The 13,299-nt window shown below is 38.5% G+C and carries 10 protein-coding genes and 1 riboswitch; of the genes, 6 read left to right on the top strand and 4 right to left on the bottom strand.

What is annotated here, in order from left to right:
- Positions 1–15: 15 nt before the first annotated feature.
- From FE005_RS15375 to FE005_RS15360, 4 genes are all read left to right on the top strand, one after another.
- Positions 16–1,239, top strand: a complete 1,224-nt coding sequence (locus FE005_RS15375) for an MFS transporter (RefSeq protein WP_103299824.1) — start codon at positions 16–18, stop codon at positions 1,237–1,239.
- Positions 1,240–1,259: 20 nt separating this feature from the next.
- A complete protein-coding gene (locus tag FE005_RS15370) occupies positions 1,260–1,442 on the top strand; it encodes a hypothetical protein (RefSeq protein WP_003125992.1) in 183 nt (60 codons plus the stop codon).
- A gap of 182 nt (positions 1,443–1,624) precedes the next feature.
- A riboswitch (THF riboswitch) is annotated at positions 1,625–1,723 on the top strand.
- A gap of 26 nt (positions 1,724–1,749) precedes the next feature.
- Positions 1,750–2,280, top strand: coding sequence for a folate family ECF transporter S component (locus tag FE005_RS15365; protein ID WP_029486579.1), 531 nt, complete (start codon positions 1,750–1,752; stop codon positions 2,278–2,280).
- A gap of 152 nt (positions 2,281–2,432) precedes the next feature.
- Entirely contained in the window at positions 2,433–3,617 is a 1,185-nt protein-coding gene (locus tag FE005_RS15360; RefSeq protein ID WP_103299491.1) for a glycoside hydrolase family 3 N-terminal domain-containing protein, read from the top strand.
- Positions 3,618–3,723: 106 nt separating this feature from the next.
- Here the strand turns inward: FE005_RS15360 and FE005_RS15355 are convergent, their stop codons facing one another.
- Positions 3,724–4,611 (bottom strand): Rgg/GadR/MutR family transcriptional regulator, encoded by an 888-nt coding sequence (locus FE005_RS15355; RefSeq protein WP_103299493.1) that lies wholly within the window; start codon positions 4,609–4,611, stop codon positions 3,724–3,726.
- Between the two features lie 457 nt (positions 4,612–5,068).
- Positions 5,069–6,550 (bottom strand): helix-turn-helix domain-containing protein, encoded by a 1,482-nt coding sequence (locus tag FE005_RS15350; RefSeq protein WP_254696990.1) that lies wholly within the window; start codon positions 6,548–6,550, stop codon positions 5,069–5,071.
- A gap of 776 nt (positions 6,551–7,326) precedes the next feature.
- On the opposite strand from FE005_RS15350, the gene FE005_RS15345 reads away from it, so the two are divergent.
- Complete coding sequence (locus FE005_RS15345; RefSeq protein ID WP_138372157.1) at positions 7,327–8,373, top strand: hypothetical protein; 1,047 nt, start codon at positions 7,327–7,329, stop codon at positions 8,371–8,373.
- A 250-nt stretch (positions 8,374–8,623) separates the two neighbouring features.
- Here FE005_RS15345 and FE005_RS15340 read toward each other — a convergent pair whose 3' ends face one another.
- Both FE005_RS15340 and FE005_RS15335 read right to left on the bottom strand, forming a co-directional pair.
- The gene (locus FE005_RS15340; RefSeq protein WP_138372156.1) at positions 8,624–10,309 is read right to left on the bottom strand and encodes a histidine kinase; all 1,686 of its coding nucleotides are present in this window, start codon (positions 10,307–10,309) and stop codon (positions 8,624–8,626) included.
- Positions 10,306–11,823: a response regulator gene (locus FE005_RS15335; RefSeq protein WP_138372155.1), complete on the bottom strand. Its 1,518-nt coding sequence runs from the start codon at positions 11,821–11,823 to the stop codon at positions 10,306–10,308. Before FE005_RS15335 ends, FE005_RS15340 begins: the two co-directional genes overlap by 4 nt.
- Before the next feature lie 168 nt (positions 11,824–11,991).
- Between FE005_RS15335 and FE005_RS15330 the strand changes: the two genes are divergently transcribed.
- On the top strand, positions 11,992–13,278 hold the full coding sequence (locus tag FE005_RS15330; protein WP_138372154.1) for an ABC transporter substrate-binding protein: 1,287 nt from the start codon (positions 11,992–11,994) through the stop codon (positions 13,276–13,278).
- Positions 13,279–13,299 lie beyond the last annotated feature (21 nt).

The following is a 13,299-nucleotide window of genomic DNA, read 5'->3' as shown; positions in this document are numbered from 1 at the left end:
GGAGCAAAACACAACATGTCAGAACAGGAGCAACAAACAGAAAAACTATGGAACAAAGGTTTTATTACTATTACATTGATTAATTTTATTGTTTTTCTGGTCTATTATTGTTTTGTCGTCATCACGGCAAAGTTTGCTACGCAAGAATTAGGGGCTTCCGCTGCACAAGCTGGGTTTGCAGCAGGGATCTATATTATAGGAACATTGATTGCCCGCTTGTATATTGGTAAGGTATTGGAGCTAGTTGGACGAAAAGCCATCTTACGTTGGGGAATGATTTTTTATGTCATAACTACGGCGGCTTATTTGATTTCATCGAATATCATGATTTTGGATGGTGTCCGTTTCTTGAATGGTTTCGCCTATGGAGCAGTGTCTACAGCGGCAAATGCAATTGTTACGGCGTACATTCCCTCTTCAAAACATGGAGAAGGAATCAACTACTATGGATTAAGCACGAGTTTAGCAGCTGCTGTCGGTCCATTTATCGGAATGCTGCTGTTACCCTCTTTTGGTTTTGATTTTATTATCCTATTAGCAACTGCTCTTTCGATAGTAACAGCCATTGCTTGTTTCGCTTTCCCAGTGAAAAATATTTCCTTAACACCAGAACACCGAGCAGAACTAAAGAAATGGTCATTCAGCAGTTTTGTTGAGCCAAAAGTCTTGTTTATTTCAGGTCTGGCCTTTTTGATTGGGTTGTCTTATTCCAGCGTATTAGGTTTCCTTTCTATTTATGCCGGAAACCTTGGCCTAGAAACCGCAGGCGCATTCTTCTTTGTTGTTTATGCATTATCCGTAACCTTCACTCGTCCAATGACAGGTCGCTTGTTTGATCGTCGTGGTGCAGATGCAGTGATGTATCCAAGTTTTATCTTCTTGACATTAGGATTGTTCTTGTTGAGCATTACTGGCAATAGCTTGATGCTGTTGATTTCTGGCTGTTTTGTTGGACTTGGCTATGGTACATTCATGTCTAATGGACAAGCCGTATGTCTAAAAGAAGTCGATTCTCATCGGATCGGTGTTGCACTTTCTACTTATTTCATTGGTCTAGACTTAGGATTAGGTGTCGGTCCTTATGCATTAGGTAGCTTAAACGGGATGTTTAATTATTCTCAAATCTATATCATTTGCGGAGTGATTCCGGTCGTTGTTATTGTACTGTACAAATTCTTTTATAAAACAAAAAAAGTCGTCGAAAGCGCCGCTATTTCAGAACGTTCGAGAGAAGAATAAAGACAAGGAGTGTAGGAATAATGGACAGTAATCAATTGATTTTAGAAGCACTGAAAAATTTGGTAAACAATGTCAATGAATTGAACAAAGAAATCCATTCGATGGAAGAAGTAAATCAACGTTTGACGATCGAGCAAGTTGAGATTGCTCACGAATTGAAAAACATCAAGCGTGTGTTGATCAACGATAATATCATTGGCTGATCAACGTTAATCAAAGTGGCAGAGCAGTGGTATTGGGTTCCATTACTGCTCTGCCTTAATTTTTGCCCAAGATACGGCAAAAAAACGAACGATTCTTAAAAAACAGCTGTCATTAAAGGGACTAAAATTGAAGACCACTAGAATCTGTGCTATAGTTTGTCTGGGTAGAGATACCTAAATAAATCAGAGTAGGAAATAAAGCGTTAAGTGCCGAAAGGATGGGATGTTGCCTTTTGGACGAAGAACGATTCGTTCGCGGTTTTATTTTCGCATTCGCTGCATGAATTTGTAGCAGCTCTAAAAGGAGATGCTCGTTATGAAAAGAAAAGTCGACGCACACATGATCGCGGTCATGGGGCTTTTGATTGCCCTGATGGTGGTCTTGTCGCAAATCTTGGGGTTTGAAACAGCCTATTTGAAACTCACCTTCACTTTTGTTCCTGAGTTGATTATGGGGATGCTTTTTGGGCCATTCTGGACTGCTGTAGGGGCTTCGGTCGCTGATATAGCAGGAATGATTTTATTCCCTAAATCCGCTTATTTCTTCGGATTTACGATCAATGCATTCGTAGGTGGGTTGATCTACGGTTACTTTTTTTATAGAAAGGAAGTAACTTGGAAACGGGCAGCAACAGTGGTCTTGCTGAATACCCTTCTGATCACATTGATTTTGACACCGATCTGGTTGGCAATGATGCTGAATATTCCATTAACAAGCTGGGCAATTTGGTCGGCTCGATTGATGAAAGCTGTTATCATGTTTCCTATTCAGACAGTTTTGATCTACTTTGTTGGGCGCGCAGTGCCTTATAAACGCTTGACTCGGCGTTTTACCTAATCATTTTAGCAACAAAAAAAGAATAAAAAACAAACATCCATTAAAGCGAACAGTACACTTGAGTGTGTCGTGTTCGCTTTTTTTACCTTAAAAGGCATGCTAAAATAGGCTGATGTAAAATAAGACGAGGAATTGATGAACTGGAGGAATTTATGAATAAAAAAGGAATCCTTATGGGTGGCTTTATTTTGCTTCTGTTGCTCATTATAGGAGGAATGAAGTGGCTGATGGACCAACAGTCAAATGGGGAAGAACCGACAAACGCTTCACAAACAACGTCAACAAGTTCTCTAAGTACCGAGTCGAGTATTCCCGAACAATCAACTGAGGAGGAAACGACGATTGATAAGCGGATTGACCAAATGAGTCTAGAAGAAAAAGTCGGGCAACTATTTTTTGTACGAGTGCCTGAAATCAATCAAGTCGAAGATATACAAACCTATCATTTAGGCGGCTATGTCTTATTCGGACGTGATACGGAGAATGAGACAGCTGAGACGTTGAAGCAAAAGATTGCTGATTATCAGCAAGCCAGTTCCATACCTTTGCTGATCGGAATGGACGAAGAAGGGGGAACTGTCACTCGAATCAGTCGCAACCCTGCATTGGTACAAACACCATTTTTATCCCCTCAGCAACTTTACCAACAAGGGGGCTGGCAAGCAATTGAAGAAGATACTGCTCAAAAGGCAGCTATTTTCCACGAATATGGCATTTCTACCGGTCTGTTTCCAGTCGCCGATGTATCCACTGACCCTAATTCATTTATCTATGATCGGACCATAGGTTTAGATGCAGCAGGAACCAGTGAATTTGTTCGTAGAAACATTGCCGTTTTAAAAGAGAATCGGATTGGTTCGACATTGAAGCATTTTCCGGGTTACGGCAATAACCGTGATTCACATGTAGAGATCGTTACCGATGATCGTCCGTTAGAAGAGTTGGAAACGAATGATTTCTTACCTTTTGAAGCCGGGATCAAAGCAGGAGCTGACAGTATTTTAGTCTCACATAATATTGTCACAAGTATTGATGACAGCGCACCAGCCTCTATCTCGAAGCCTGTCCATGAATTATTGAGGAAGCAGCTGGGGTTCAAAGGAGTAATCATGACGGATGACATGGATATGGCGGGTCTAGCTGACTTTATTTCTCAATCAGAAGCAGGGCTGAGAGCATTAGAAGCAGGGAACGATTTAGTGATGTCATCTACCTATCAGCAACAGATCCCAGTGATTGTGGATGCTGTCAGAAGTGGTAATTATCCGGAAGCAGCCATCGATGCTTCCGTCAAACGAGTACTTGAATGGAAAGCTTCCATTGGGTTAATCAATTAAAGAAAACGATCTGAAAGACACTCTTTTCTGCTAACAAGTATTGGCGCAGAAAGAAGACTTTCAGATCGTTTTTTTTTATCCTATACAGATTTTTCCGGCAGCAACATTATAAAAAAGGTTCTTCAGATGGTGCCACTGTCAAAAGGACGTTGGTTGCTAATTCTGATAGTTCAGCAGCGTAGGCAGATTGACCTAAAAAGTGTAGGATCTCAATTGCTTTCGTGATTGTTTGTTTTCCAGTTTCGATTTCACCATGGAAGATCGCGATGATCCCTTCGAAATAGCGGATCATCAATCGAATCCGGTCGTTATCCAATGGAATATTTTTGGTCATATAAAACAAAATTTGTTTAAGATGATCGATCTGATTGCGGTCAATGAAAAGAAAGGCAGCGTTAGTCAACAACTTAGAATAAATATGATAATTGAGACTAAGCAAATTATTATAAAATTCCTGCTTGTTTAGTTGCTCGATTTGAAACAAAATATATTCGTCCGTGAAAAGAAACATTAGATTTGCAAATATGGTAATCTCAAATTTTCCCCAGGTTTCTATTTTGTCGAGGTAGCTCTTTATCGCTGCCTCGATTTTTTCTGTTTCATCGATGGTATGTAGAAAACCCTTTTTCTTTAGGATCAAATAGTACTGGCTATAAAGAAGATAGTAGAAAAAGTCTTGTGTTTCTTGGTAGGTTGTTTTTGACTCGTCAATCAAGATTGCTAGCTGATCATAATCATGTTGGTAATAAGCATTGTGAAATTGTTTCGAGAGTTGCTTCTTTTCATTTAATTGATTGTTTGTCAAATGATACTCAAATTCTTCGAGAGTCACATTCAAGCGATCAAGGTATTTGTAAAGAATATCAAAAGCAATTCGATGACCTTTTTGTTCAAAAGTAGCTAACGTGCTCCGCTCAGATATATCGGCTGCTAACTTTCTTTGGGAAAGATTACGTTCAGTACGTAACTTTTTCAGTAATAGATTGGCTTCCAAAAAAGCACCTCCTAAATGCACCTAGAAAATAGGTGGACGAAAAAATAGTCCAAATCAACTATAGTACTATTTTCCAATTAAACTGAAGGAAAGTCAATTAAAGGAGGAAAAGAAAATGTTTCAATTATTTGGGTTTCCATGGGAAGTTGTTGAAAATATGATCAACATTTTTTCTTTCCTACGCTAAAAGTTCGTTCAGTAAATCTGATCAACATCAGATTTCAGTAACGCAAAAATAGGTGGTTTCTAGTAATAATTTACTATTTGCTCCTCCAAGGTCGTTGACCTCTCCCCAAAGTCCTGCTTAGCAGGCATTCCAGGCTGTCGATCTTAGGAGGAAACAGGAACTTGAAGTAGGAAAAAGCAGGAAAACAGCGATTTCTGCTTTTTCCTATGTTTAAATCAAGAATGATAGACAGAAAACCAGTGGCATTCCAAAAAGGAAGCCACTGGTTTTTTAGTTTATCGAAAAGTCGTTGATTGTCAGATATTCCTCCCATAAAGCGTCAAATAATGGCGACAACTCTTTTAGAGTCTCAGTTTCTTCCATGACATAAGCAGGATACTCAATTGCTGGCAACAATCTATTTGCTGAAACGATGTAATAGTCAAAGTCTTTTTCGTGGTTTCTTACGATATCATAGTCCACAAATTGAATTTGATCCAATAAAAAACTGATTTGCTGAATGGCTGATAAATTCAATGAAGGAATGATTCCCACCTGTAATTTTTGTAAATGATGCTGTTGATAAAACGGATATATGAAAAAAGTCAGATAGTCTAGGACTAGCGATTTGGCTTTTTTGAGCCATTCATAACCAACACGTCGAGTGTATTTTGTCAAAAATGGACGAATCTTTTTCTGTAGATTTGTAAATCCTTTCTTTTGAAAGGATAGATTCAACTCATTTTGAGACCAAAAATCAATCAATAGGCCATTGTTTGCATAAAAAATATACAGAATAATGAAGCTATCTTTTTGAATTTCAGAAAATACTTCTTCATCAAAAGGGATCCCAACGATTTCTGGTAATAATACGTGACTAAAATCAGCCATAAACTCATGAAAAATAGGATCATCTTCTTTGATCTGTTCATAGAAATCACAAAGTAGAGTAGCTCTTTCTGGTGTTGGCTCAGCGAAACGGACTAGAAAGAACAGCATTCCTTTGACATAATTGATCTGATAAGTTACTTGCTTTTCGTCAGTCATAAATGCCGTAAAATAATTTTCTAGAGGATGGTTCATCTTTGAAAATAATTTTTCAAAACCATTGATTGGGTTAAGCAAATAGCCTTGTTCGAATCGAAGTTTGGATACAAATAAAATGACTAAGATCAGTCGTTGGTTAACAGGAGAAAACTTTTGTAATGCTAATTCGTTGATCAAAACCGTTTGATCACTGAAGTCCGTTAAGTAATCCGCTTCTAATGGTGAGTTCTCTAGATAAGTTAAAATTTGAACGTAAAATGAACGGATATTGATTTCATTTCCAGTCAGTTTCAACTGAGAAACATTCAAATGGATTTCTTTTCCCAATAAATAAGTCTTCAGTGGTTTAAGTGCCCGGGTGATCGTTGAATGACTGACAAAATGAACAGTTGAAAAATCATTGATGGTCATTTCCGGGTTCATGATCGATGTAAGTAGAAGTTGGAAAGCAAGGCTTTCCTGAATCAAATACTTCTGATAAAGTGAATAGGAAAGTGGTTCTTCTAATGAACGAACCTTGAAACCTTTTTCACATAACGAAACTTGATAAAGCGCTGAAAACTCTTGTTGCATTTCCTCTATGAGTGGTGCTATCCCGTGATAAGACAAGCCCAGATGCTCGGCGATTTTACTGATATTGATTGGTTGATTGGTATTCTCATTTAAATAAGTCAAAATTGCTAATTTTTTCTTTGCATGATTGGTGAGTAACAGATCTTCAAACATAATCATCCTCCTTTTAAAAATATTATCATAAATATTATTTAATAATGAATCAAAAATGTAAGTTTGAGATGCCAATTTTTGATTAAAAAAGTTCTTCTTTTGTCGTGTTGTGTAATTAAATAATCTCGGTGTAAAATTATCATTGGATTTTATGTGAAGAAAATCGCTATTCAAAAATAGCAGATTTTCTCTTTTTTTTATGCGTTTTTTTAGAGTAAAAGAATCACTATAGAATAATTATTCGGTCTTTAAATATATGTACGTAATTAATAAACGAACGATATAAGAAGATTTTTTGTTTTTAAAATAACACATAATACCTGTTCCTACAAGTTAAAAAACAGTGACAAGTGCGTGTACTTATTTTTATCCATGTGATTTCAGTAAATAGACGATGCTGATCCTTAGGAAATCCTACATGCTGAACTTAGAAAAAGGCGGTACAAAAGCTTTTTGACGATTATTCTTAGCGAACAAGAGAGATGTTAGTTGTGCTTTTTTGTTTACATGGAAATAATCTGAAAAATTGTTGTCCATTTAGGAGTGAGAATGGTTAGGAGACAATTGAGAATGGCGTGGGTTTCTTCAAAAACGATTATTTTTATTATCTATCAAGAAATGGTGACAAAACCTAATAAATATAAGTTGAAAAGCTAGTGCTGATGAATAGAAAAACAAATGTATTTTTACTTCTGGGCGAGGGATAAGTCGTCTTGATTGATAAAAAAACGTAGGGTTGTTAGACTGGTTTTAGAGGAAAAAAAGGAGGACGTAAAATGAAACACGGATTTAGAGATTATTTAGGAGCAAATGAGCGGGAGGCCGGTTATAACTTATCCTGGGGCTCAATTTTCGCAGGAGTCGTGACGTTTATTGCATTATTCATGACATTTTCATTAATCGGCTCAGCGATCGGCTTTGGAATGGTAGAACCTACTTCAAACAACCCGCTGGATGGTGTGGGAACAGGCTTGATGATTTGGACTGTTGTGACACTGATTCTTTCATTATTCGGCGCAGGATTTGTTTCTGGTGTAGCAGCTAGACGCGTTGGTTTGGTACATGGATTTCTTACTTGGGCAACCAGTATGATCGTTACGATCGTTATGTTATCATATTTAACGATTGGGGCTTTTTCTGTAGTTGGTTCACTATTGGGCAATATCGCTTCAGCTGTCGGAAGTGGCGTAGAGAATGTCGCATCGGGAACAGCAGATGTCGCATCAAAAGCCTTTGATGAAATTACAGGAAACATGGGAGATATTGATACAGATCAATTGCAAACGGACGTCCGCGACGTATTAAAAGACACTGACGTTCCTGAATTGCAGCCAAACTATTTGCAAGATCAAGTTTCTGATGCAACGAGTGATATTACCGATGCAGGTAAGAAAATCGCTACGGATCCAAATAAAGCAGACGAAATCATCGATGATCTTTCAACAAAATTACAAGATCGGGCAACGAAAATCAGCGATTCCGTTGATGAAGATGCCATTTCAAATGCGGTAGCAAAAAATACCGATCTAAATCAACAAGAAGCACAAGAAGCTACCCAAAATATTGTTAATGGGTTGCAAAAAGCTTCTGACGAAGCACAACAGCAAATTGAAACAGCACAACAAAATCTTGAACAAGCAAAACAAGATATCGATCAAGCAGTCAAAGATGCGCGTAAAAAAGCTGATGAAGTAAGTGATGCAACTGCTAAAGCATCAATTTGGGGCTTTGTAGCAATGGTCTTAGGACTAGCTCTAACATCGATCGGCGGCATGGTCGGAGCGAACTTAGTCAAAACTGCCGATCATGAAAATCGGATCTAAAGGAAAAAGACAAACACGAAAATAGTAGTGAGTGACCAATCATCAATGCAGTATCTCCATGGGAGACGGATCATTGATGGTTGGTTTTTGTATCAACAAGTCATTGCCTCCAATGGTGAAAACTTAAACGATTACTATCAAAATATATCCAACCATAAGCCCTCTGAAGAAGCTGTTTTTCTAAAAGTTGAGAAAAATAGCCGGAGTGCTAATGGTTGGATTTTTTATGTTCTTTCAATAGTTATACTGCTTACTGGTTTGGTAGTAATAGGCGTACAGTAGTTCCTTCATTGACGCGAGAGACAACGGTCAAGCCATATTTTTCCCCGTAGAGTAACTTGATTCTTTGATCGATATTCTCCAATCCGATACCAGAATAATGTTCGATCGACTGATTCTTATTCAACGAGGATGCTTCATCAAAGCCGATACCTGTATCAATGATTTCGATGATTAGCCCTGATTTACTGATGCGAGAAAAGATTTGAATATAGCCTTTTTCTTCTTCAGGAAACGCATGCAGATAAGCGTTTTCGATGATTGGCTGCAAGATCATTTTAGGAACCAAACAATTTTCACATTCTTCTGCGGAGAAGATCGTTGATTGAATCCGGTCACCATAGCGAACGTTCATCAGGATCAGATACTCTTCTACGATGGCTAGTTCATCCTTTAATGGAACGATCTCTTTGCGGTTGAATGTATGGCGAAGCAATTGAACGAAACTATCGATGGCTTGAGTTGCTTTCTCTTGTTCATTTTGCCAAATCAAAAATTTGATTGCTGTTAGTGTATTATAAACAAAATGGGGTTGGATCTGCATCTGTAAGGAACGGATCTCAAATTTGCGTTTTTCCGCTTCGGTGATCATCAAATGGTCGACATAGGATTCTAAATCCTCCAGCATCAAATTATAGGCACGACCTAGTTCTTGCGTTTCATACGTGCCATTGATTGAGACTTTATTGCTGAAATCACCTTGTGTGACTGCCGGCAGCTTGTCGATCAATTGATAGATAGGTTGTGTGATTGTTCGAATGATCCAGAAAGCGAACAGACTAAAAAGCAAAATACTAAGAAAAGCGATCAGTACGGCTGGTTTGATCAGATTCATATTGCGTACTAAATGAGATTCATCTAGCAGATCATAAAATGTGAATTGATAAGAATAAAGAGGCATTTGATTAACAGAATCATTTTTCACTTCGATCATTGCTGGATCAAAAGCTGTTCCTAGTTTTTGTTCTTCAGAAGTGGACAAGATCTGTCCTTGATCATTGACCACGTAGATGGTATGCAATGTTGTGTCTAACAACTGCCGATAAATAGAAGAAAAATCAGATTCTTTCAAAAAAATCAATGCGTAACCGAATAAAGCATCGTCTTTCATTAATTTCCGCACGTACATCAGTCCTGGTGAATGGCTCGTAGAAGTGCTCAACCCTTGTTCCAGAAAATAGTATTGACTAATAGCCTCATTTTCATTGATTTGCTGCGTAAATTCACTTGCCAAAAAAGTTTCAACCGACTGGTTTCGGACAGCATCATTTTGAAAGAATGATCGTCCGTTCGTTCCAATCAATACCAAGTTGGAAGGAATCGTTTGAAAAAGCGAGCGAGTATCTTTCAACTGTTCATTGAGTTCTAAAATCGTTCTTCCCTGATTTAGCTGTCCTTTTAAATAATTTTCTACGGCTTTGCTCTCATCGACGACATCAAAAATACGATTGATATTCTCATTCAAGCGCTCATAATCTTCCTGGATCTTATCCAAAAGCAAGCGGTTCGAGCTCTGATACGAAGCCACATAAGCATCTTTGGACCGTCCATAGATAACGATCACTGTCAGTAAACAAACACTGATTACTCCTACCACAACAAACAAAAAGATTCGGCTGAACAATTCATTTTTTTTGAGCCACTGTTGGATTCTCATAATTGGTTCAACCGCCGATACTTAGAAGGAGTGACTTGAAATTCTTTTTTAAAGATTCGAGAAAAATAGCTGATATCGGAATAACCAACTGCTTCACTGATTTCTGACAAATTCAACTCAGATTGGGTCAGCAACTCTTTGGCTTTTTCTAGACGTGTATTTTTTAGATAATCAGAGAAACTCATTTTTAATTTTGAAGAAAGGAAAGCTGACAAGTAGGTATAACTAAAGTGGAACGTTTCTGCCAACTCAGATAGTGAGAGGCTCTTCATATAATTGTCTTGAATGAAGCGCTGGATCGAGACCAGTAAGTCATCTTCATCCATAGGGGAAAGAGTCGTCAATTGCAGACGTATCTCATCGATCGTTGACAATAACAAATCGGAAAAATCTTCTAAATACAAGACATGACCGATCTCATGGAGAAATTCCGCTCGCAAGCGACTAAAGCGGGAAGCTGTTGGAAATTCTTCTTCTAAGCGGGACAACAGCGTATAAAAAATACTGCTGGCCTGCTGCTTCAGAAAGTTAGGATCGACATTTGATAGAATCATTTCATTGAAATAGTCTTCGATACGTGTAATCCCCAATAAAAAATTATTGTCTAATAATGCCCGTAAAAATTTTTTTGTATCAAAACGATCACTTTCCATATACAAAAAAAGCTCTTGTTCCAAGACAAGCCGCTGCTGCTTATAAAAAAAGGATTGTTCACGACTTTTATCTTTTAGAGTCAGAAAAGCCGAACGCAAGTCTTCAATCGATTCAAACGGGCATCCAAGGGTAAAAAAGGCATTCGGTTCGGTATAGTTCAACTGGTCCAAACAATTTTTCAAAGAAGCAAAAAAATCACTTTCTTCTGCGTAACTGATCAATAGTCCCGCATCATTATTACTGGTCTTGAACGCCAATGTTTTCAAGCGAGAATTCGATTGCGAAAATTCTGTCAATGCATGAAAAAGCTGTTCAGTGGAACGAAAATAACTGACATTCGTATAAAGAAAACATAGTTGCTGTTTCATAGCTATTTCAAGATAGTCAGCAAAAGGAGTAAGTGGTTCTTCATACCCAGCCAGATAGCGATTCAAAGATTCTTGCAATGGGACCTCAGCGGTTATTTGGCGGGTATCAGATATTTTTTCGCGGATGGTGTTTAGGGCTTTCATCAACAAAGCAGGCGTCAATGTTGGCTTTAGCAAGTAATCAATGGCACCGTTCTTAAAAGACTGACTGACATAGTGAAAATCATCATAACTGCTCAATACCAGAAAATGGATAGATGGGTATTGTTGTTGAATGATGGTTGTTAATTGGATGCCGTCCATTTGCGGCATTTTTAAATCTGTGATCACGATCTCTGGCTGTAATTGCTGGATCAGGGTTAGAGCCTCCTGTCCGTTTGCTGCATCTCCTAGCAAGCGAAAACCTTCTTGCTCCCAACGAATCATATGTTTTAAACCATCACGAATAGTGGTCTCGTCATCCACAAGCAAGACTGTATGTAAATGATGCATGGTATCCCCCCTATTTCTTTATTCTAGTATAAACGCTTTCATAAAAGAAAGGTATTGGTAAAAATTTTCTATTTTTGGACTATTTTAGTAAGCTCTTCCACGCGTATTGTATCCGTTTACAACTCCGGTGTATAGTAAAAATGTAATTAAAAGGAAAGAGGGAGAAAAATGAAAAAATTGCTTGTATCACTTGTGACTGCCGCTACTGTATTGACATTGACAGCTTGTGGCAGCAACAACGAAAGTACTGGTGACACTGGAGGTTCTTCTGATAAGGTTACAGTTTGGGCTTGGGATGAGACTTTCAATATCAAAGCTGTCAATGAAGCGAAAAAGGTTTACGAAAACAAGGATGTTGATGTGGAAGTAGTGACCATGTCACAGGATGACATCGTTCAAAAGTTGAACACTAGTCTAGCATCAGGCAATACGGATGGCTTGCCAAATATCGTTTTGATCGAAGACTATCGTATTCAAGGCTATTTATCTTCCTATCCGGATGCTTTCAGCGACTTAACTGATATTGTCAATGAAGATGACTTTTCCAGCTACAAATTCGCCGTCAACAAAATCGATGATGTGATCTACGGTGTACCTTTTGATAGTGGGGTAGCAGGGCTGTTTTATCGTACAGATTATTTAGCAGATGCAGGATATGAAGCTGCTGATCTCCAAGATATTACCTGGGATGACTTTATTCAAATTGCCAAAGATGTCAAGGAGAAAACGGGACATGCCATGATGTCTCTGGATCCAAGCGATTTGGGATTGGCACGGATCATCATGCAGTCAGCTGGTGAATGGTATACCGGTGAAGACGGCACTACAGTAACGATTAAAGACAACGAATCATTCAAAGCCGGCTTGAATGTATTGGCGACACTACTGAATGAAGGATTAGTTGAACAAGTCTCTGATTGGGATGGCGGCGTCAATGCAGTCCAATCCGGAAATGTTGCTGCAGCACCAACAGGTGCTTGGTATTCTAGTACGATTCAAGGGGCTGAAGATCAAAGCGGCAAATGGGCGATTGCACCGATTCCGGCACTAGCTGGTGGCAATTCAGTGAACGCATCAAGTATTGGCGGAGCAGGATGGTATGTCATTAAAGGCGTAGCTGGTGAAGAGAATGCGAAAGACTTTTTAGCGAAAACGTTTGCTTCAAATAAAGAATTGATGGGAACATTGGCAACTGAAATTGGGCTGGTTTCAACGATGAATGCTGCCGAAGAGACAAAAGAATATACTTCAGGACTTGATTTTTATGGAGGACAAAAAGTTTTCCAAGACTTCTCTCAATGGTCACAAGAGATCCCGGCCGTCAACTACGGCAATCATACTTATGCGATCGAATCTGTATTGACAGAAAGCTTGCAGCGAGTAATCAATGGGGAAGATATCGATAAAGTACTAGAAGATGCACAAACACAAGTAGAAGCACAAATCGCAAACTAAGCAAATCATTTAGCTATGGTT

Source organism: Enterococcus sp. M190262 (genome assembly GCF_005843965.1).
Taxonomy (GTDB): domain Bacteria; phylum Bacillota; class Bacilli; order Lactobacillales; family Enterococcaceae; genus Enterococcus_D; species Enterococcus_D gallinarum.
This window is presented reverse-complemented; position numbering and strand designations above follow the sequence as displayed.